Annotated in this window: 19 protein-coding genes and 1 riboswitch; of the genes, 10 read left to right on the top strand and 9 right to left on the bottom strand. The window is 53.1% G+C overall.

All coding sequences use genetic code 11. The features are described 5' to 3' along the window. Positions 1-32 precede the first annotated feature (32 nt). On the bottom strand, positions 33-806 hold the full coding sequence (nudC, locus tag ACS603_RS22685) for an NAD(+) diphosphatase (protein WP_182063260.1): 774 nt from the start codon (positions 804-806) through the stop codon (positions 33-35). Between the two features lie 95 nt (positions 807-901). Here nudC and rsd point away from each other — a divergent pair, with 95 nt between their 5' ends. The 10 genes from rsd (at position 902) to ACS603_RS22635 (ending at position 9,697) form a co-directional block, all read left to right on the top strand. Continuing rightward, positions 902-1,399 (top strand): sigma D regulator, encoded by a 498-nt coding sequence (rsd, locus tag ACS603_RS22680; protein ID WP_182063259.1) that lies wholly within the window; start codon positions 902-904, stop codon positions 1,397-1,399. A gap of 54 nt (positions 1,400-1,453) precedes the next feature. Then, a riboswitch (TPP riboswitch) is annotated at positions 1,454-1,567 on the top strand. A gap of 78 nt (positions 1,568-1,645) precedes the next feature. Beyond that, entirely contained in the window at positions 1,646-3,541 is a 1,896-nt protein-coding gene (gene thiC, locus ACS603_RS22675; protein ID WP_182063258.1) for a phosphomethylpyrimidine synthase ThiC, read from the top strand. Then, the gene (gene thiE / locus ACS603_RS22670) at positions 3,541-4,176 is read left to right on the top strand and encodes a thiamine phosphate synthase (RefSeq protein WP_182063257.1); all 636 of its coding nucleotides are present in this window, start codon (positions 3,541-3,543) and stop codon (positions 4,174-4,176) included. Before thiC ends, thiE begins: the two co-directional genes overlap by 1 nt. Next, the gene (locus ACS603_RS22665) at positions 4,169-4,924 is read left to right on the top strand and encodes a HesA/MoeB/ThiF family protein (RefSeq protein ID WP_474944966.1); all 756 of its coding nucleotides are present in this window, start codon (positions 4,169-4,171) and stop codon (positions 4,922-4,924) included. Before thiE ends, ACS603_RS22665 begins: the two co-directional genes overlap by 8 nt. Further along, positions 4,908-5,108, top strand: a complete 201-nt coding sequence (gene thiS, locus ACS603_RS22660; RefSeq protein ID WP_182063255.1) for a sulfur carrier protein ThiS — start codon at positions 4,908-4,910, stop codon at positions 5,106-5,108. Before ACS603_RS22665 ends, thiS begins: the two co-directional genes overlap by 17 nt. A 1-nt stretch (position 5,109) precedes the next feature. Next, positions 5,110-5,877: a thiazole synthase gene (gene thiG, locus ACS603_RS22655; RefSeq protein WP_182063254.1), complete on the top strand. Its 768-nt coding sequence runs from the start codon at positions 5,110-5,112 to the stop codon at positions 5,875-5,877. After that, positions 5,877-7,010, top strand: coding sequence for a 2-iminoacetate synthase ThiH (thiH, locus tag ACS603_RS22650; RefSeq protein WP_182063253.1), 1,134 nt, complete (start codon positions 5,877-5,879; stop codon positions 7,008-7,010). The genes thiG and thiH overlap by 1 nt, the downstream gene beginning before the upstream one ends. A gap of 338 nt (positions 7,011-7,348) precedes the next feature. Beyond that, on the top strand, positions 7,349-8,890 hold the full coding sequence (locus ACS603_RS22645; RefSeq protein WP_474944965.1) for a sensor domain-containing diguanylate cyclase: 1,542 nt from the start codon (positions 7,349-7,351) through the stop codon (positions 8,888-8,890). A 180-nt stretch (positions 8,891-9,070) separates the two neighbouring features. Continuing rightward, the gene (locus ACS603_RS22640; protein ID WP_182063251.1) at positions 9,071-9,376 is read left to right on the top strand and encodes a PTS sugar transporter subunit IIB; all 306 of its coding nucleotides are present in this window, start codon (positions 9,071-9,073) and stop codon (positions 9,374-9,376) included. A 3-nt stretch (positions 9,377-9,379) separates the two neighbouring features. Continuing rightward, a complete protein-coding gene (locus ACS603_RS22635; protein WP_061706801.1) occupies positions 9,380-9,697 on the top strand; it encodes a PTS lactose/cellobiose transporter subunit IIA in 318 nt (105 codons plus the stop codon). A gap of 114 nt (positions 9,698-9,811) precedes the next feature. Here ACS603_RS22635 and rpoC read toward each other — a convergent pair whose 3' ends face one another. The 8 genes from rpoC to secE form a co-directional block, all read right to left on the bottom strand. Further along, positions 9,812-14,035 (bottom strand): DNA-directed RNA polymerase subunit beta', encoded by a 4,224-nt coding sequence (gene rpoC / locus ACS603_RS22630; protein WP_182063250.1) that lies wholly within the window; start codon positions 14,033-14,035, stop codon positions 9,812-9,814. 76 nt (positions 14,036-14,111) lie between these two features. After that, complete coding sequence (rpoB, locus tag ACS603_RS22625; protein WP_182063249.1) at positions 14,112-18,140, bottom strand: DNA-directed RNA polymerase subunit beta; 4,029 nt, start codon at positions 18,138-18,140, stop codon at positions 14,112-14,114. Between the two features lie 320 nt (positions 18,141-18,460). Further along, positions 18,461-18,826, bottom strand: a complete 366-nt coding sequence (rplL, locus tag ACS603_RS22620) for a 50S ribosomal protein L7/L12 (RefSeq protein WP_000028879.1) — start codon at positions 18,824-18,826, stop codon at positions 18,461-18,463. Positions 18,827-18,892: 66 nt separating this feature from the next. Continuing rightward, entirely contained in the window at positions 18,893-19,390 is a 498-nt protein-coding gene (gene rplJ / locus ACS603_RS22615; RefSeq protein WP_182063248.1) for a 50S ribosomal protein L10, read from the bottom strand. Between the two features lie 291 nt (positions 19,391-19,681). Continuing rightward, positions 19,682-20,386 (bottom strand): 50S ribosomal protein L1, encoded by a 705-nt coding sequence (gene rplA / locus ACS603_RS22610; protein ID WP_006176745.1) that lies wholly within the window; start codon positions 20,384-20,386, stop codon positions 19,682-19,684. A gap of 3 nt (positions 20,387-20,389) precedes the next feature. Next, complete coding sequence (rplK, locus tag ACS603_RS22605) at positions 20,390-20,818, bottom strand: 50S ribosomal protein L11 (protein ID WP_008503452.1); 429 nt, start codon at positions 20,816-20,818, stop codon at positions 20,390-20,392. A 156-nt stretch (positions 20,819-20,974) separates the two neighbouring features. Continuing rightward, entirely contained in the window at positions 20,975-21,520 is a 546-nt protein-coding gene (nusG, locus tag ACS603_RS22600) for a transcription termination/antitermination protein NusG (RefSeq protein ID WP_002438628.1), read from the bottom strand. A 1-nt stretch (position 21,521) separates the two neighbouring features. Further along, positions 21,522-21,905 carry a preprotein translocase subunit SecE gene (gene secE, locus ACS603_RS22595; RefSeq protein WP_014068449.1) on the bottom strand — a complete coding sequence of 128 codons (384 nt, stop codon included), beginning with the start codon at positions 21,903-21,905 and terminating at the stop codon, positions 21,522-21,524. Between the last annotated feature and the right edge of the window lie 269 nt (positions 21,906-22,174).

Raw genomic sequence — 22,174 nt, 5'->3', positions numbered from 1 at the left:
TTCCTTAAGCGTCATGGCCTCAGTGTAACATGTCACTCAGCATCAGCCCGACACATTGCGACGGTATCTTCTATCAGCCGGCGCGCCACGGTGCCCGGCGGTGGTAACAGCGGTAAATCGTCGTAACGATACCAGTTCGCCTCCAGCAGCTCTTTCTGGTCGATAACAATCTCGCCGCTGTCGTATTCGGCCATAAACGCGGTCATCAGTGATTGCGGGAACGGCCAGGGCTGTGAGGTGACATAGCGCAGGTTTTTCACCGTAATCCCGCTCTCTTCCATGACTTCGCGTGCTACGGCCTGCTCCAGCGTCTCACCCACTTCAACGAATCCGGCTAACACGGTGTGTACGCCGTTGCGATGGCGGGTGTGTTGCGCCAGCAGGATCGAATCTTCCCGGCGGATAGCGACAATGATGCACGGCGCAATTTGCGGGTAGTAACGTTCCCGGCAGTGGCTGCACAGCATCGCCCATTCGGTTTTGCTCGGATGCATGGTATGGCCGCAATAGCCGCAGTATTTATGCGAACGGTAAAACTCCGCCAGCTGCACGCCGCGGCCAGCCAGCTGGAACAGCCCGACATCAAGATCGAGTACCTGACGAACCGATCCCATATCCTGACGGCGGGCCTGCTGGATCATCCACACAGGATCGCCCTGCCACTCGCCGATCCTCAGCGCAGGTTGGCCCACAAGATCGAATTTTTCTGCCGCGCCATAGGGTATTTCCCCTGCGGGCAACCATAATTTTTGTTCGTAACTGACTAACCACCAACCGAGATCTGATTTTTCAATAATACGATCCATATCTATTGCACTACCTTCGCTTCACTGACATGTTGTTAGCATCGTGGTTAAATTTTGGGTAAGCAGATTCAATTCTAAACCTTGCGGAGTCGAACATGTTAAACCAGCTGGAAAGCCTGACAGAGCGCGTTGGAGGAAGTAACAAACTGGTGGATCGCTGGCTACATGTACGCAAGCATCTGCTCGTGGCTTATTACAATCTGGTCGGCATTAAGCCTGGCAAAGAATCCTACATGCGCCTGAACGAAAAAGCGCTGGATGATTTTTGTCAGAGCCTGGTCGACTACTTGTCCGACGGCCATTTCAATATTTATGAACGTATTATCCGCGAAATGGAAGGGACAACGCCGTATTTAGCGGCCAGCAAACTCTATCCGCTGCTGGAAGCCAACACTCAGCAGATTATGGACTACTACGACTCCACGCTTGAGAACGCTATTGATCACGATAACTATCTTGAGTTCCAGCAGGCGCTGTCCGATCTTGGCGAAGCCCTGGAAGAGCGATTTACGCTGGAAGATAAGCTGATCGCCCTCGCGCTGGACAACGATTTGAACATCAGTAACGAAGAGAACATCGCGCGGCCTGCTTGAGTTCTTAATCGTTAACGAGTAATTTACAAACATTCGCCCCTCTCACGAGGGGGATTTTTCTTGTCGGAGTGCCCAGCGTTTGCAAAAACGCGGGCTGAGACCGTTAATTCGGGATCCGCGGAACCTGATCAGGCTAATACCTGCGAAGGGAACAAGAGTTACACTGCTGTTGTATCGCCCCTGGGCGATCTCCTCTTGCTTCATCCGTCGTCTGACAAGCCATGTCCTTCACTTTTGGAATGAGCTATGTCTACCACTAAACTGACCCGTCGCGAACAACGCGCACAAGCACAACACTTCATCGACACCCTGGAAGGCACTGCTTTCCCGAACTCAAACCGCATTTACATTACCGGCTCTCAGGCGGATATCCGCGTCCCGATGCGTGAAATCCAGCTTAGCCCAACGCTCATTGGCGGCAGCAAAGAGGATCCGCAGTTTGAAGATAACGAAGCGATCCCGGTGTATGACACCTCTGGCCCGTATGGCGATCCTGAGATTGCGATCAACGTTCAGCAGGGTCTGGCAAAGCTGCGCCAGCCGTGGATTGACGCCCGTAATGACAGCGAAGAACTCAACGAGCAAAGCTCCGCATATACCAAAGAGCGCCTGGCCGACGACGGTCTGGACGAGCTGCGCTTCACCGGCCTGCTGACCCCGAAACGCGCCTCAGCAGGCAAATGCGTAACCCAGCTACACTATGCACGCCAGGGTATCGTCACGCCGGAAATGGAGTTCATCGCCATCCGCGAAAATATGGGACGTGAACGTATTCGCGGTGAAGTGCTGCGCCACCAGCATCCAGGAGAAGGTTTCGGCGCGCGTCTGCCGGAAAATATCACCCCGGAATTTGTGCGTGACGAAGTGGCCGCCGGGCGCGCCATTATCCCTGCGAACATCAACCACCCTGAATCAGAGCCGATGATCATCGGGCGTAACTTCCTGGTGAAGGTCAACGCCAACATTGGTAACTCGGCGGTGACCTCCTCCATTGAAGAAGAGGTGGAAAAACTGGTCTGGTCTACCCGCTGGGGTGCAGACACGGTGATGGACCTCTCTACCGGACGTTACATCCACGAAACCCGCGAGTGGATCCTGCGTAACAGCCCGGTACCGATTGGTACTGTGCCCATTTATCAGGCGCTGGAAAAAGTGAACGGCATCGCCGAAAACCTCACCTGGGAAGCCTTCCGCGATACGCTGCTGGAGCAGGCTGAACAGGGTGTGGACTATTTCACCATCCACGCCGGTGTGCTGCTGCGTTATGTGCCGATGACCGCTAAACGCCTGACCGGGATTGTCTCGCGCGGCGGCTCAATCATGGCCAAATGGTGCCTGTCGCACCATCAGGAAAACTTCCTGTACCAGCACTTCCGCGAGATTTGCGAAATCTGCGCAGCCTACGACGTTTCGCTCTCACTGGGCGATGGCCTGCGTCCAGGCTCGATTCAGGATGCCAACGACGAAGCGCAGTTTGCCGAACTGCATACGCTGGGCGAACTGACCAAAATCGCCTGGGAGTATGACGTGCAGGTAATGATTGAAGGCCCGGGACATGTCCCTATGCAGATGATCCGCCGCAACATGACCGAAGAGCTGGAGCACTGCCACGAAGCGCCGTTCTATACTCTGGGGCCATTGACCACAGATATCGCGCCAGGCTACGACCACTTCACCTCCGGGATTGGCGCGGCGATGATCGGCTGGTTCGGCTGCGCCATGCTCTGCTACGTAACGCCGAAAGAGCACCTCGGTCTGCCGAACAAAGAAGATGTCAAACAGGGTCTGATCACCTACAAAATTGCTGCCCACGCAGCGGATCTGGCGAAAGGCCATCCGGGCGCGCAAATCCGTGATAACGCGATGTCGAAAGCACGCTTCGAATTCCGCTGGGAAGATCAGTTCAACCTGGCGCTCGACCCGTTCACCGCCCGCGCCTACCACGACGAAACCCTGCCACAGGAATCCGGTAAAGTGGCGCACTTCTGCTCCATGTGCGGGCCAAAGTTCTGCTCCATGAAAATCACCCAGGAAGTGCGTGATTACGCAGCGGCACAGGCTATTGAAGTGGGCATGGCGGACATGTCAGATAACTTCCGCGCAAAAGGCGGCGAAATCTACCTCAAAAAAGAGGAGGCGTAATGTATCAGCCTGATTTCCCACCGGTTCCCTTTCGGCTAGGGCTTTACCCGGTAGTGGATAGCGTTGAGTGGATTGCGCGCCTGCTGGAGGCAGGCGTTCGCACCATCCAGCTGCGCATCAAAGATAAACGTGATGAAGAGGTGGAGGCCGATGTGGTCGCCGCCATTGAACTGGGACGTCGTTATGAGGCCCGCCTGTTTATCAACGACTACTGGCGACTGGCCATTAAGCACCAGGCTTACGGCGTGCACCTGGGTCAGGAAGACCTGGAGACAACGGATCTGGACGCTATCCGTAAAGCCGGACTGCGTTTGGGGGTTTCAACCCACGACGACATGGAGATCGATGTGGCGCTCGCCGCACGCCCCTCTTATATCGCACTTGGCCACGTCTTCCCGACACAGACCAAACAGATGCCTTCAGCACCCCAGGGGCTTGGGCAGCTGGCTGGTCATATTCAGCGACTGACCGATTATCCGACCGTCGCCATCGGCGGCATTAGCCTTGAACGGGCTCCGGCTGTGCTGGAGACGGGCGTTGGCAGTATTGCCGTCGTCAGCGCCATCACCCAGGCCGCAGACTGGCAGGCCGCCACCGAACAGCTGTTACAGCTGGCAGGAGCAGGTGATGAATGATCGCGACTTTATGCGCTACAGCCGGCAGATACTGCTGGAAGATATCGCTATCGACGGCCAGAAAAAACTTCTTGAAAGCCGGGTGTTAGTTGTCGGGCTGGGAGGATTAGGGACGCCCGCCGCGCTGTATCTGGCTGGAGCGGGCGTGGGTACGCTGGTGCTGGCGGATGACGACGACGTGCATCTCAGCAACCTGCAACGCCAGATCCTTTTTACCACCGACGATATTAACCAGCCCAAAGCGCGTATCACCCGGCAGCGGCTAAACCAGCTCAACCCTGATATCGAACTTATCGCCCTGCAAGAGCGTCTGGCGGGTGAAGACCTGCTACGCGAAGTGGCGCTTGCGGATGTTGTGCTGGATTGCACCGACAATATGGCAACCCGCCAGGCCATCAACGCCGCCTGCGTAACACATAACACGCCGTTGATCACCGCCAGTGCGGTCGGTTTCGGCGGGCAAATGATGGTGCTCACGCCGCCCTGGGCGCAGGGGTGCTATCGCTGCCTGTGGCCAGACGATGCCGAGCCGGAACGCAACTGCCGCACCGCGGGCATTCTTGGGCCTGTGGTGGGTGTAATGGGGACATTGCAGGCACTGGAGGCCATTAAGTTACTCAGCGATATGAAGACGGATCGCAATACGCTGCGGCTGTTTGATGCCCGCTCTGGCGGCTGGCGACACCTGGCGTTACACCGCGCAAGCCAATGTCCGGTGTGTGGAGGCCAGAATGCGCATTCTGTTTAATGACGAACCGCTGAAGTGCGACGATGGGCTCACCATCGCCATACTGCTCGACAAATTGCGCCAACTGAAGCCGGGAACAGCTCTGGCACTTAATCAACAGATCCTGCCGCGTGAGCAGTGGGAGCATCAGCAGGTGCGCGAAGGCGACAACATCCTGCTGTTTCAGGTTATCGCAGGGGGTTGATATGTTACGTATTGCCGACAAAACCTTTGATTCACATCTCTTTACCGGAACCGGAAAATTCGCGTCACCGCAGCTAATGGTCGATGCCATTCAGGAAAGTGGTAGCCAGCTGGTAACGCTCGCTATGAAGCGCGTTGATCTGCGCAATCACAGCGATGCCATACTCGGGCCACTGCTGGCGGCTGGCGTGACCTTGCTACCAAACACCTCCGGAGCAAAAACCGCAGAAGAGGCGATTTTTGCCGCCCAGTTGGCACGAGAAGCGCTGGGGACGCCCTGGCTGAAACTTGAAATTCATCCTGATGCCCGCTGGCTGCTGCCCGACCCAATCGAAACCCTGAAAGCCGCCGAAAAGCTGGTCCAGCTTGGTTTTACCGTTCTGCCCTATTGCGGGGCCGATCCGGTATTGTGCAAACGGCTGGAAGAAGTGGGCTGTGCCGCCGTGATGCCGCTGGGCGCGCCTATTGGTTCCAATCAGGGGCTGGAAACCCGCGCCATGCTGGAGATAATTATTGAACAGGCAACCGTACCAGTAGTAGTTGATGCTGGTATTGGTGTTCCGAGCCATGCCGCGCAGGCGCTGGAAATGGGGGCCGATGCCGTACTGGTCAACACCGCAATTGCGGTGGCAGACGATCCCGTGATGATGGCGCGCGCGTTTCGTCTGGCGGTGGAAGCGGGCATGCTGGCACGTCAGTCTGGCCCCGGGTCACGTAGCCCTCTTGCGCGGGCCACCAGCCCGCTGACCGGCTTTCTGGAGGCGCTCTGATGACCACTTTTACCGACCGCTGGCGGCAGCTCAACTGGGACGATATTCGCCTGCGCATCAACAGTAAAACGTCAGCAGATGTGGAGCGGGCGTTAAATGCCCGTCATCTGACCCGTGAGGACCTGATGGCCTTGCTCTCCCCTGCGGCCAGCGCTTATCTGGAGCCGATGGCCCGGCGCGCACAGCGTCTTACCCGACAACGTTTTGGCAACACAGTCAGCTTTTACGTGCCGCTTTATCTCTCTAACCTGTGCGCCAATGACTGCACCTACTGCGGTTTTTCCATGAGCAACCGTATCAAACGCAAAACGCTGGATGAGCAGGAAATCGCCCGCGAGTGTGCCGCCATACGCGAGATGGGATTCGAACATCTGCTACTGGTAACCGGAGAGCATCAGGGGAAAGTCGGGATGGACTATTTTCGCCAGCATCTTCCTGCCATTCGCCGCGAGTTTTCATCGTTACAGATGGAGGTTCAGCCCCTTTCTGAGGACGAATACGCCGAGCTTAAAGGACTGGGGCTTGATGGCGTAATGGTCTACCAGGAAACCTATCACGAGGCGATGTACGCGCAGCATCACCTGAAAGGGAAAAAACAGGATTTTTTCTTCAGGCTGGAGACGCCAGACAGGCTTGGACGTGCCGGGATTGACAAAATCGGGCTGGGTGCGTTGATTGGGCTTTCTGATAGCTGGCGGGTAGATTGCTATATGGTGGCGGAGCACCTGCTGTGGCTACAGCAACACTACTGGCAAAGCCGCTACTCGATCTCTTTCCCACGTTTGCGTCCGTGCGCAGGGGGAATAGAGCCGGCTTCGCTGATGGATGAACGCCAGCTTGTTCAGACCATCTGTGCATTTCGCCTGTTCGCGCCGGAGGTGGAACTGTCACTCTCCACACGCGAATCACCGGCGTTTCGTGACCGTGTTATCCCGCTGGCTATCAACAATGTCAGTGCCTTTTCCAAAACCCAGCCAGGGGGTTATGCCGATGACCATCCCGAGCTGGAACAGTTTGCGCCCCACGATGGCCGACGCCCTGAAGCCGTGGCAGATGCGCTTGCAGAACAGGGGTTACAACCGGTATGGAAAGACTGGGATAGCTGGTTGGGGCGCGCTTCGCAATTACGATGAAACACCGTGCAACGGTGCAGAAAGTTGCCGAGAAGCTTCGTAGCGTTATAACCGGGTGGTTGTCAGACATCACCCGGTTTTTTTATGCTTTCTTCGTCAGCAACGGACGCTGACCAGGGCGAATAGCTTCTTCCTCGATTCGCCCTGCCTTCTCTTGATCACTACAACAAAATTTTAATTCATCAAATAAATACGAAATTTATTATCGTTTCTTAAGGTAAATCATCTTGCATTGAAACCTTACGCGTATAATTAACCGCCAACATCCGGGTAGCGACTATGCTCAGAGGATACTCATTGCTCTCACGCTTCACATCATCTGGACTGATTTACAACTCATGGCACTTCATAGCAGAAAACTATCTTTCACCAGGCCGATTATGATCAGTTTCGCGGGGATCCTGCTCAGTTTTATTCTGGTCGCTGTGTTTATCACCCTGTCCCAGCGCAGTAATTTTCTTAATGATTATCATAAGATTAACGGAAACTTCACCCACAACCTTGCGGTGATCTACACCGAATCCATCCTGCATGAAAATGACTATATCCTTGGACGAGCAGCCACCTTCTTCGCACGTAATGACAGGCTGAATCAAACAATAAACACCAATCCAGGTGAAGGATTGCAGGTATTGATGCATCTTCAGAATCTGATGCCGACCGTCTCTTCCATCTCGCTGTCCGACACACAAGGGCATTATCTGCGTGCCCCGGAAGTTCTGCCCACGGACAAGAGCAAAACATTTGATGCCCGCACCCGCCCGTGGTTTATCGGCCAGGCAGAAGCCAGTACTTTCAGCCGCTATACCCATCCTTATATGGATTACTTCACCGGACATCCTACGGTCACACTCTTTAAACCCGTTATTTCGCCAGAGGGGCGCCTGAAAGGGACGCTCGCATTTCACCTCGACCTGACGTCAATGGGATTTACACTGCGGCAAATGGTCGCCCCCGTACAAGGCGAGTTTTTTATCGTGGAGCGGGATGGTACTGTCGTGCTGCACCCTGATACCGGGGCACTTTTTAAGCCGTACGTCAGCGAAGCGCTGATGGATAAAATGACCAGCGGTGAGGGCCATCTTTATGACCCGGAAAGCAAAACCTGGTTTTACTACTACTCGTTTACCAACCCCGACTGGTTTGTTATCTACCGGGTGGCTGATTCTACACTCATCGGGATCACCCAACATGAGACAGCTATCGTCGGCTGGGGATTGGCGCTGGCAAGCCTCATTATCATCCTGTTTGGTTTATACCTGCGCCATGCCTCACGCACCGTTCTGATGAACATCATTAACGCGATCAAAACCGGGGATGTCAGCACGGCGCCTCGCCTTGAAGCGATGCTCAGCCATACCATTCAGTCAAACAAAGAACGGGAACTTGCCTATGTGCGCCAGGCGACCCACGATGCGCTGACAGGCTGTAAAAACCGTCGTGCTTTCGACAACGACATTGCTGAGCTGCTCAATAACCATCAGCCATTTGCCCTGGCGCTGGTCGACATTGATAACTTCAAATCCATCAATGACACCTGGGGACATTTGAGCGGTGATATCGTTCTGCGCAACGTCGCGCGTGAAGGGCTTCAGGTTATGCAGCCACATAACGTCTCTGTTTATCGCTACGGCGGTGAGGAGTTTGCGGTTATCTTCCGCTCGGAGCTGTTCGCGCTGTCTCACGAATTACTGGATACATGGCGTATCGCGGTGGAGAAGCGCGCATGGCGTGAAGAGAATCTGCACGTGACATTCAGCGCCGGGCTGGGCGAATGGCATTTCGAGCCACTTGAGCAGTTTATTGGCACCGTAGATGGTGCACTTTATAAAGCCAAACAGCAGGGTAAAAATCGCATTTTGCAAACCTCCGATAACTAACCCCTCTCCTTTCTCTGTGCCCGTTTCAACGGGCATATTGCCTACAGATGTAAAATTGTAACCGGTTTCAGAAAATTGCCGATTTCTTTGTGATGCCAAACACACAATCGCGGTAAAGCGGTTGTTGAAGCGGTCTGCACGGGATAATTATCAATAAACACATGTACATCGAGGCTGACTATGAAGAACATCGTTTTATGCTGTGCAGCGGGAATGTCGACCAGTATGCTGGTTCAACGAATGAAAGATGCCGCGCAGAAAAAAGGGGTTGAAGTAACCATTAAAGCCGTCCCGGTTGCGGAGTTTAAAGACAACATTGCCGCCGCCGACATCGTATTACTGGGGCCACAGGTAAAATACGAGCTGGCAAAACTTCAGGCGCAGGCAGACCCGCTGGGTAAAAAGGTCGCGGTTATCGACATGATGGATTACGGCATGATGAAAGGCGATGTCGTACTGGAAAAAGCCCTCAAACTGCTGGAGTGACCTGTGGAAGATTTAGAAACAACGATCATGGAATTACTGGTCAATGCGGGCGCAGCGCGCAGTGCAGCCCTGACTGCATTGCAGATGGCTCGTAAAGGTGACTTTGCCGAAGCCGAAAAAGCGATGGAAGAGTCGCGCGAATATGTGAAACATGCGCACACGATCCAGACGCAGCTGATTGGTCTTGATGAAGGCACCGGGAAGCTTCCGGTCAACCTGATCACTGTTCATTCTCAGGATCACTTGATGAACGCGATGGTTATCCAGGATCTGGCGGGCGACATGATTGAGCTTTATCGACGGATCCCGTTGGTAAACTGAAAACATGCAGATGTAAAAAAACCCGCCGAAGCGGGTTTTTTATTGTCAGGTGGCGCGATGCTTACCCGACCTACGATCCTATGCCCGGCAATTTTCACCACCGGGCATCAACGATTAATCGTTGTCGGAACCACCCAGACCTGCGTTCAGCAGTTCTGCCAGGCTCGCGGATGCATCTTCAGCAGTGACCTGCGGTGCGGCTGGCAGTTCGCCCGCTGCACGACGACGCATACGATCCTGATGGTACGCATAACCGGTACCAGCCGGGATCAGACGACCCACGATAACGTTCTCTTTCAGACCGCGCAGTTCATCACGTTTACCCGCAACAGCTGCTTCGGTCAGGACACGTGTAGTCTCCTGGAACGATGCTGCGGAGATGAAGGACTCGGTTGCCAGAGACGCTTTGGTGATACCCAGCAGATCACGTGCAAAGGTCGCACCGATTTTGCCGTTCGCTTCCAGATCGCGGTTAGCGATCTTAACGCGTGAGTATTCAACCTGCTCGCCTTCCAGGAAGTCGGAGCTGCCAGCATTTTCGATGGTTGCTTTACGCAGCATCTGACGAACGATAACTTCGATGTGCTTATCGTTAATCTTAACGCCTTGCAGACGGTAAACGTCCTGTACTTCGTTGGTGATGTAACGCGTTACCGCGTGTACGCCACGAAGACGCAGAATGTCGTGCGGCGCTTCTGGACCATCGGAAACCACGTCACCACGTTCTACACGTTCACCTTCGAACACGTTGAGCTGACGCCACTTAGGAATCATCTCTTCGTACGGCTCGCTACCATCTACTGGAGTGATAACCAGACGGCGTTTACCTTTGGTCTCTTTACCGAAGGAAATGATACCGCTGATTTCAGCCAGGATTGCAGGCTCTTTCGGACGACGTGCTTCGAACAGATCCGCAACGCGTGGCAGACCACCGGTGATGTCCTTGGTACCGCTGGATTCCTGAGGAATACGCGCCAGAGCATCACCCGCACCGATCTGAATGCCATCTTCCAACTGAACGATCGCTTTACCTGGCAGGAAGTACTGCGCAGGCATGTCGGTGCCTGGGATCAGAACGTCGTTACCCTGAGCATCAACGATTTTCAGTGCAGGACGCAGATCTTTACCACCGGCAGTACGTTCAGCAGAATCCAGAACCACCAGAGAAGACAGACCGGTCAGCTCGTCAGTCTGACGAGTAATGGTCTGGCCGTCGATCATGTCAGTGAAGCGGATGAAACCACTTACTTCGGTGATAACCGGCATGGTGTGTGGATCCCAGTTTGCTACGGTTTCGCCGCCAGCAACCTGCTCGCCATCACCTTTCGCCATAACAGCACCGTAAGGCACTTTATAGCTCTCTTTGGTACGACCGAATTCGTCGATCAGCTTCAGCTCGGTGTTACGAGAGGTCACAACCAGCTTGCCTGCGGAGTTAACAACAGACTTCGCGTTGCTGAGCTTGATGCTACCTTTGTTTTTCACCTGGATGCTGGATTCAGCAGCCGCACGAGATGCCGCACCACCGATGTGGAACGTACGCATCGTCAGCTGTGTACCCGGCTCACCGATTGACTGTGCCGCGATAACGCCGATTGCTTCACCTTTGTTGATGATGTGGCCACGCGCCAGGTCACGACCATAGCAGTGCGCACAAACACCAAAGTCGGTGTCACAGGATACAACGGAACGCACTTTCACTGAGTCAACAGAGTTGGCTTCCAGCAGATCACACCAGTGCTCGTGCAGCAGCGTGTTGCGTGGAACCAGAATGTCTGCGGTACCCGGCTTCAGGATGTCTTCCGCAGCTACACGACCCAGAACGCGATCGCGCAGTGGCTCTTTAACATCACCACCCTCGATAACCGGGGTCATGGTGATACCTTCGAGGGTGCCACAATCGTCTTCGGTAACAACCAGATCCTGCGCAACGTCAACCAGACGACGCGTCAGATAACCGGAGTTCGCGGTTTTCAGTGCGGTATCCGCCAGACCTTTACGAGCACCGTGAGTAGAGATGAAGTACTGGAGTACGTTCAGACCTTCACGGAAGTTCGCGGTGATTGGCGTTTCGATGATGGAGCCATCTGGCTTCGCCATCAGACCACGCATACCTGCCAGCTGACGAATCTGTGCTGCAGAACCACGCGCACCGGAGTCGGCCATCATGTAGATGCTGTTGAAGGAAACCTGCTGCTCTTCTACGCCGTCACGGTTAATAACGGTTTCGGTTTGCAGGTTATCCATCATCGCTTTGGATACGCGATCGTTCGCCGCAGCCCAGATATCGATAACTTTGTTATAGCGTTCGCCCGCGGTTACCAGACCAGACTGGAACTGCTCCTGGATCTCAGCAACTTCAGCTTCCGCTTCAGAGATGATTTCGTGTTTCTTCTCTGGGATGACCATGTCATCAATACCAACAGATGCACCTGAACGCGCTGCATAAGCAAAGCCGGTGTACATTGTCTGGTCAGCGAAGATAACGGTCGGCTTCAGGCCCAGAATGCGGTAACAGGTGTTCAGCATTTTGGAGATTGCTTTCTTGCCCAGCGCCTGGTTGACGATGGAGAAAGGCAGACCTTTCGGCACGATCATCCACAGAATGGCACGGCCAACGGTCGTGTCCTTAATGCTGGTTTTCGCGACGAACTCGCCGTTTTCATCTTTTTCATATTCGGTGATACGCACTTTAACGCGCGCATGCAGAGAGGCCAGGCCAGCGCGGTAAATACGCTCAGCTTCTTTAGGGCCAGTCAGCACCATGCCTTCGCCTTTGGCGTTAACACAGTCACGGGTCATGTAGTACAGACCCAATACAACGTCCTGAGAAGGAACGATGATTGGTTCACCGTTCGCTGGGGACAGGATGTTGTTGGTAGACATCATCAGCGCACGCGCTTCGAGCTGGGCTTCCAGCGTCAGCGGTACGTGAACAGCCATCTGGTCACCATCGAAGTCGGCGTTATAGGCCGCACAAACCAGCGGGTGCAGCTGGATAGCTTTACCTTCGATCAGTACTGGCTCAAATGCCTGGATACCCAGACGGTGCAGTGTTGGTGCACGGTTCAGCAGTACCGGGTGTTCGCGGATAACTTCGTCCAGGATATCCCAAACGACAGCTTCTTCACGCTCAACCATTTTCTTAGCGGCTTTGATGGTGGTGGCCAGGCCACGCAGTTCCAGCTTGCCGTAGATGAACGGTTTGAACAGCTCCAGTGCCATTTTCTTCGGCAGACCGCACTGATGCAGACGCAGGTATGGACCTACGGTGATTACAGAACGACCGGAGTAGTCAACACGCTTACCGAGCAGGTTCTGACGGAAACGACCCTGTTTACCTTTGATCATATCGGCCAAAGATTTCAGAGGACGTTTGTTAGAACCGGTGATCGCACGACCGCGACGACCGTTATCCAGCAGGGCATCTACCGCTTCCTGCAGCATACGTTTTTCGTTGCGTACGATGATATCTGGCGCAGCCAGATCCAGCAGGCGCTTCAGACGGTTGTTACGGTTGATGACGCGACGGTACAGATCGTTCAGATCGGACGTTGCGAAACGACCACCATCCAGTGGAACCAGCGGACGCAGATCTGGCGGCAGAACCGGCAGAACGGTCAGGATCATCCACTCTGGTTTGTTACCAGACTGAACGAACGCTTCCAGCAGCTTAATACGCTTGGTCAGCTTTTTACGCTTGGTTTCGGAGTTGGTTTCGTTCAGCTCTTCACGCAGCTGCTCGCACTCTTGCTCCAGATCCATGCTCTTCAGCAGGGCCTGGATAGCTTCCGCACCCATCTTCGCGTCGAATTCGTCACCGAACTCTTCCAGCGCGTCCAGATACTGTTCTTCGGTCAGAATCTGGTTACGTTCCAGATTCGTCATACCGCCTTCGATAACAACATAAGATTCGAAGTACAGAACACGTTCGATATCACGCAGCGGCATATCCAGCAGCAAACCGATACGGGACGGCAGAGATTTCAGGAACCAGATGTGGGCAGTCGGAGACGCCAGCTCGATGTGGCCCATGCGCTCACGACGCACTTTAGTCTGGGTCACTTCAACGCCGCACTTCTCACAGATAACACCACGGTGTTTCAGGCGCTTGTACTTACCGCACAGGCACTCGTAATCTTTTACTGGCCCGAAAATACGCGCACAGAAAAGGCCGTCACGCTCAGGTTTGAACGTACGGTAGTTGATGGTTTCTGGCTTTTTAACTTCACCAAAAGACCATGAACGGATCATGTCTGGCGAGGCCAGAGCAATTTTGATCGCATCAAACTCTTCGGTTTTAGTTTGCGCTTTCAGAAACTTTAATAAGTCTTTCACGGATTTGCTCCCGTCGGAGTTAGCACAATCTGGTGCCGGGGATTAACCCGGCACCAGTGACCTGTTTGAGCGAGAGTTACTCGTCTTCCAGCTCGATGTTGATACCCAGTGAACGGATCTCTTTCAACAGTACGTTGAAGGATTCCGGCATACCTGGTTCCATCTGATGGTTGCCGTCCACGATGTTTTTATACATCTTCGTACGGCCGTTCACGTCATCAGACTTAACGGTAAGCATTTCTTGCAGGGTGTATGCTGCGCCATATGCTTCCAGCGCCCACACTTCCATCTCACCGAAGCGCTGACCACCGAACTGAGCCTTACCACCCAGCGGCTGCTGAGTAACCAGGCTGTAAGAACCGGTAGAACGCGCGTGCATTTTGTCATCAACCAGGTGGTTCAGTTTCAGCATGTACATGTAGCCAACGGTAACCTGGCGCTCGAATTGCTCACCGGTACGACCGTCGAACAGAGTGATCTGACCGGAAGTCGGCAGGCCACCCAGCTGTAACAGTTCCTTGATTTCAGACTCTTTTGCACCGTCGAATACTGGCGTTGCGATCGGCATACCCTTACGCAGGTTTTCCGCCAGACGCAGAACTTCATCATCGCTGAAGGTGTTCAGGTCGACTTTCTGACGAACGTCAGTACCCAGATCGTACGCACGCTGGATGAACTCGCGCAGTTTCGCGACTTCTTGCTGCTGTTTCAGCATGGCGTTGATTTTCTCGCCAATACCTTTCGCAGCCATACCCAGGTGGGTTTCGAGGATCTGACCGATGTTCATACGAGATGGTACGCCCAGCGGGTTCAGTACGATATCTACCGGCGTACCGTTAGCATCGTGTGGCATATCCTCGATCGGGTTGATCTTGGAGATAACACCCTTGTTACCGTGACGACCTGCCATCTTATCACCAGGCTGAATCTGACGTTTCACAGCCAGATACACCTTAACAATCTTCAGCACGCCTGGTGCCAGATCGTCGCCCTGAGTGATTTTACGGCGTTTCGCTTCGAGTTTTTTCTCGAACTCGTGTTTCAGTTCGTCATACTGCTCAGCCAGCTGTTCCAGCTGATTTTGTTTCTCTTCGTCGGTCAGGCCCAGTTCCAGCCAGCGATCGCGAGGCAGTTTGTCGAGCTTCTCAGCTTCAACCCCACCGGCAACCAGCACCGCATAAATACGGCTGAACAGACCCGCTTCGAGGATTTGCAGTTCTTCAGACAGGTCTTTCTTAGCCTGTTTGAGCTGCATTTCTTCGATTTCGAGCGCGCGTTTGTCTTTCTCTACGCCATCACGGGTGAAGACCTGAACGTCGATAACAGTACCGGAAACACCGTTTGGTACGCGCAGAGAAGAGTCTTTAACGTCAGACGCTTTCTCACCGAAGATAGCACGCAGCAGTTTCTCTTCTGGCGTCAGCTGGGTTTCACCTTTCGGTGTTACCTTACCAACCAGAATATCGCCGCCGGTCACTTCCGCACCGATGTAAACAATACCGGATTCATCCAGTTTGGAGAGCGCAGCTTCACCCACGTTAGGGATGTCAGCGGTGATCTCTTCTGGCCCCAGCTTGGTGTCACGGGACACACATGCCAGTTCCTGAATGTGGATGGTGGTGAAACGATCTTCCTGAACAACACGCTCGGAGACGAGGATGGAGTCTTCGAAGTTGTAACCGTTCCACGGCATGAACGCTACGCGCATGTTCTGACCGAGCGCCAGTTCACCGAGGTCGGTAGACGGGCCGTCAGCCAGCACGTCGCCGCGCTCAATTGGCTCACCCAGAGACACACATGGCATCTGGTTGATACAGGTGTTCTGGTTAGAACGGGTGTACTTGGTCAGGTTATAGATGTCGATACCTGCTTCACCTGGGTACATCTCGTCTTCGTTAACTTTGATAACGATACGGGAAGCATCCACGTACTGAACAGTACCGCCACGTTTAGCAACCGCAGTAACACCGGAGTCAACGGCAACAGCACGTTCCATACCGGTACCAACCAGCGGCTTATCAGCGCGCAGAGTTGGAACGGCCTGACGTTGCATGTTCGCACCCATCAATGCACGGTTGGCGTCATCGTGTTCCAGGAACGGGATCAGGGACGCACCGACGGATACCACCTGCTGGGTGGATACGTCCATGTAGTCAACCTGGTCGCGGCTGAACAAGCTGGATTCGCCTTTGCTACGGCAGGTAACCAGATCTTCTTCAAAGTGACCTTCGTCATCCAGGTTGGAGTTCGCCTGAGCGATAACGTAGTTGCCTTCTTCGATAGCAGACAGGTAGTGAATTTCGTCAGTTACAACACCGTCAGTCACTTTACGGTACGGAGTCTCGAGGAAGCCGTATTCGTTAGTCTGTGCGTACACGGACAGGGAGTTGATCAGACCGATGTTTGGACCTTCAGGCGTTTCGATTGGACATACGCGACCGTAGTGAGTCGGGTGTACGTCTCGAACTTCAAAGCCTGCACGTTCACGGGTCAGACCACCTGGGCCGAGTGCAGAGATACGACGTTTGTGCGTAATCTCAGACAGCGGGTTGTTCTGGTCCATAAACTGAGACAGCTGGCTGGAGCCGAAGAACTCTTTCACTGCTGCGGAAATCGGTTTGGCGTTGATCATATCCTGAGGCATCAGGGTATCCAGATCGCCCAGAGACAGACGCTCTTTCACCGCACGCTCTACACGTACCAGGCCAACACGGAACTGGTTTTCCGCCATTTCGCCTACGGAACGGATACGACGGTTGCCGAGGTGGTCGATATCGTCCACTTCGCCTTTACCGTTACGGATATCGATGAGCTTCTTCATCACTTCGATGATGTCGTCTTTGCTCAGGATACCGGAACCTTCGATTTCGTCGCGCAGCAGAGAACGGTTGAACTTCATACGACCAACCGCAGACAGGTCATAGCGGTCTTCGGAGAAGAACAGGTTCTCGAACAGGCTTTCAGCCGCTTCGCGAGTTGGTGGCTCACCAGGACGCATCATACGGTAAATTTCTACCAGCGCGCTCAGACGATCGGTGGTTGGGTCGACGCGAATAGTCTCAGACATATACGCGCCGTGGTCCAGATCGTTGGTGAACAGCGTTTCGATACGTTTGTGGCCAGACTGGCTCAGCTTCGCCAGCAGATCCAGGCTCAGCTCCATGTTCGCAGCGCAGATCAGCTCACCCGTTGACTCGTCAACGTAATCTTTCGCGACCACTTTTCCAGCAATGTATTCAACCGGAACTTCGATGTGTTTGATATCATCTTTTTCCAGCTGACGGATATGGCGCGCAGTGATACGGCGACCTTTTTCCACATACACTTTGCCGTCGGCTTCGATGTCGAACGACGCGGTCTCACCACGCAGACGTTCCGGCACCAGCTCCATTTGCAGCTTGTTGTCGCGGATTTCAAAGATCACTTTCTCGAAGAACAGGTCCAGGATCTGTTCAGTGGTGTATTGCAGCGCACGCAAAATGATGGTCGCTGGCAGTTTACGACGACGGTCGATACGGACAAACAGGTTGTCTTTTGGATCGAACTCGAAGTCCAGCCAGGAACCACGGTAAGGAATGATGCGCGCGTTATACAGTACTTTACCGGAAGAGTGTGTTTTACCTTTATCGCTGTCGAAGAAGACGCCCGGGCTACGATGCAGCTGGGAAACGATAACACGCTCAGTACCGTTGATAACGAAAGTACCGTTGTCTGTCATGAGTGGAATTTCACCCATGTAGACTTCTTGTTCTTTAATGTCCTTAACGGTGCCTTCCGGCGCTTCGCGCTCGTAGATCACCAGACGCAGTTTTACGCGCAGCGGTGCGGAATAGGTCACGCCACGAATCTGACATTCCTGAACGTCAAACACCGGTTCGCCAAGGCGGTAGCTGACGTATTGCAGCTCAGAATTACCGCTATAGCTTTTAATCGGGAATACGGAACGGAAAGCTGCTTCCAGACCATACTGCCCTTCAGGATCTTGCTCGATAAACTTCTGGAACGAGTCAAGCTGGATAGAAAGGAGATAAGGTATATCCAGAACTTGTGGACGTTTACCAAAATCCTTACGAATACGTTTTTTCTCGGTATAGGAGTAAACCATTAGGGTTCCTCAGCTCGCTGACAAGTCGACCCATCTGTCCGACGAAGGGACAGTTTGTGCAACACCATTTTTTTGATCGGAAAATTGAATACTTTCCGCAATACCTGTTGCTATCACGCTTAAACCATTTCGTTGCGATTTACACAGAGCGAGCACCCTGTCGCAGTATATTAAGGCGTCGATAGAAACAAGCATTGTCAGGACAATCAGCAGTCAAACAGTGTGAAATGCTACTGATGCCTTACAGCGCAAAAAGGCTGGTGACTAAAAAGTCACCAGCCATCAGCCTAATTACTTAGGCTGCAACCAGAAAAGTTGGCTTATTTAACTTCAACTTCAGCGCCAGCTTCTTCCAGAGATTTTTTCAGTGCTTCTGCGTCGTCTTTGCTCACGCCTTCTTTCAGCGCAGCTGGAGCAGATTCTACCAGGTCTTTAGCTTCTTTCAGACCCAGGCCAGTTGCGCCACGTACTGCTTTGATAACAGCAACTTTGTTAGCGCCAGCAGCTTTCAGAATTACGTCGAATTCAGTTTTTTCTTCAGCAGCTTCAACCGGGCCAGCAGCTACAGCTACAGCAGCAGCAGCGGAAACACCGAATTTTTCTTCCATTGCAGAGATCAGTTCTACAACGTCCATTACGGACATAGCTGCAACTGCTTCAATGATTTGATCTTTAGTGATAGACATTTAAATTGTTCCTGAAAATCAGAATAAGTTTATACGTAAGCAAATGCTTTATAAAGATAACTGCTATTAAGCAGCTTCTTTCGCATCGCGAACAGCAGCCAGAGTGCGAACCAGTTTGCCAGCCGAAGCTTCTTTCATGGTTGCCATCAGGCGTGCAATTGCTTCTTCGTAGGTCGGCAGGGTTGCCAGGCGATCGATGTTCGATGCCGTGATCAACTCACCTTCAAAGGCTGCAGCTTTGACCTCAAATTTTGCATTCGCTTTCGCGAACTCTTTGAACAGACGAGCAGCAGCGCCCGGGTGTTCCATAGAGTATGCAATCAGGGTCGGACCAACAAACGTGTCTTTCAGGCACTCGAATGGAGTACCTTCAACTACGCGACGCAGCAGGGTGTTACGAACAACACGCATGTATACGCCAGCTTCACGACCTGCTTTACGCAGTTCAGTCATTTTGTCTACAGTAACGCCACGGGAATCCGCAACTACTGCAGACAGCGCGCCTTTGGCTACTTCGCTGACTTCAGCAACAATCGCTTGTTTGTCTTGAAGATTTAAAGCCATTAGCTTTGCTCCTGGATGTTTGCCGGAACTCATGTTCCGGAACTCACTTCACTCATTCCAACGGAAAGAGCGTCTTAATACGGTGAGCAGAAACAAGCCAGAGTATCAAAAAATAATCTTAGCGTTCTGTCACCGTCTACGCAGGGGATTAAGTCTCTTGCGAAACACCTGCGGTCTTCGACGGAGGCCTGGATTAGGCCAGGCTCCAACGAACAAATCTTTTAGCCGCTAACTTTCGTTAGCAAACGTGGGGGTAAGATTGTAGACAAAATCACCGCCCACGTAAAGGCATTAGTTTGCAGCAGCGCTCAGGCCAGCCTGATCAACTGCAACACCTGCACCCATGGTGGTGGAGATGCTAACTTTCTTGATGTACACGCCTTTAGCCTGAGTTGGTTTAGCTTTTTTCAGCGCAACCAGCAGAGATTCCAGGTTTTCTTTCAGTTTGTCAGCGTCAAAGTCCACTTTACCGATGGTGGTGTGGATGATGCCGTTTTTGTCGTTACGGTAACGAACCTGACCAGCTTTAGCGTTCTTAACCGCTTCAGCAACGTTAGGAGTTACAGTACCCACTTTCGGGTTTGGCATCAGGCCGCGTGGACCCAGAACCTGGCCCAGCTGGCCAACAACGCGCATTGCATCTGGAGATGCAATAACAACGTCAAAGTTCATTTCGCCTTTCTTGATCTGGTCAGCCAGATCTTCCATACCTACCAGTTCAGCGCCAGCAGCTTTAGCAGCTTCTGCGTTGGCACCCTGAGCAAATACGGCTACGCGAACGGAACGGCCAGTACCGTGTGGCAGTACAGTTGCACCACGAACGTTCTGATCAGATTTACGAGCATCGATGCCCAGGTTAACAGCAACGTCAACGCTTTCAACGAACTTAGCAGTAGCCAGTTCTTTCAGCAGAGCGATAGCTTCGTTGATGTCGTACTGTTTGGTCGCATCAACTTTGTCACGGATCACGGACATGCGCTTGGTCAGTTTAGCCATTTCTTAGTCCTCCACTACCAGGCCCATGGAACGTGCAGTACCTTCGATTGAGCGAGTCATCGCTTCAATGTCGGCACCAGTCATGTCGGCAGCTTTGGTCTGCGCGATTTCCTGCAGCTGAGCGCGGGAAATTTTACCCACTTTGTCTTTGTTCGGTTTACCGGAACCAGACTTGATACCAGCCGCTTTCTTCAGCAGAACTGCTGCTGGAGGGGTTTTGGTAACGAAAGTGAAAGAACGGTCAGCGTAAACAGTGATTACGACTGGAATTGGCAGACCTTTTTCCAGGGATTCGGTTTTGGCGTTGAACGCTTTACAGAATTCCATGATGTTAACACCCTGCTGACCCAGAGCTGGACCAACTGGTGGACTTGGGTTCGCCATACCAGCTGCAACCTGCAGCTTGACGTAGGCTTGTACTTTCTTAGCCATTCTAAAATCCTCAAATTGGGTGATAGCGCTTCAGAGAAGCTCCCCGTGATGTAAAAATCGTTTTACGGGCTTAGCCCATAAAAACAAAAGGCGCGAAATTGTATTCCAATCTCGCGCCCTGTGCAACGATTAAATCGCCGCTTTTTTGATCGCTGCTTAGGCTTTTTCTACCTGGGCAAAGTCCAGTTCTACTGGGGTCGCACGACCGAAGATAGAAACAGAAACTTTCAGGCGGGACTTCTCGTAGTCCACTTCTTCAACCACACCGTTGAAGTCAGCAAACGGACCGTCGCTAACACGAACCATCTCACCCGGTTCAAACAGCGTTTTAGGACGCGGCTTATCACCAACCTGTTGCAGGCGGTTCATAATCGCATCAACTTCTTTGTCGCTGATTGGCGCCGGACGGTCAGACGTGCCGCCGATAAAGCCCATCACGCGCGGTACGCTGCGCACCAGGTGCCAGCTCGCGTCGTTCATAACCATCTGAACCAGCACGTAACCCGGGAAGAATTTACGTTCGCTTTTGCGACGCTGGCCGCCACGGATCTCGACCACTTCTTCGGTCGGAACCATTACTTCGCCAAACAACTCTTCCATATTGTGTAATTTGATATGCTCACGCAGCGACGTAGCTACGCGGCCTTCAAAACCGGAAAACGCCTGAACGACGTACCAACGCTTTTTAGGGGCTTCAGACATCTTAGAACCTCAGGCCAGTGATAAAGGATACCAGGCGAACCAGAATACCATCCAGTCCCCACAGGATCAGTGACATTACCGCAGTCACTGCAGCCACAATCAACGTGGTATGCAATGTTTCCTGGCGGGTTGGCCAAATTACCTTGCGGACTTCGGTACGTGCTTCGCGCGCGAAAGCAACGGTTGCTTTACCTTTAGTCGTTAACAGCGCGACACCGCCCGCTGCAGCAATCAGAATCACCACTGCCAGCGCACGCAGCGGCAGCATCATGTCACGATAAAGATAGTTGCCAACGATTGCCACAATCAGCAGCACGGCAACAGCGACCCACTTCATCGCTTCCAGGCCGCGCCCGCTCCCTTGAGCTTCGGTATTCGCACTCATAAACCAACCTGTAAGAAGAATTCTACAAATAATTTCACCCCGCGATTGCGAGGCGAGCCAAATCGAAACGCTTAATCCCTTTAGGGATTATACGCTCTCTGCAGAGCCTGTCTCAGCAATGATTATGACAAAAATAATCACTGATGAGCCAGGTTCTGATGTGAAAGCGTGCAAAAAGGGCATCAAATGATGCCCTTTTCATGCGCATTGCGTCAAATGTTATCAGCGATTAGCCGAGAACTTTAGCAACAACGCCCGCGCCAACGGTG

The organism is Enterobacter sp. Li2LvB3, from assembly GCF_056156645.1.
This window is presented reverse-complemented; position numbering and strand designations above follow the sequence as displayed.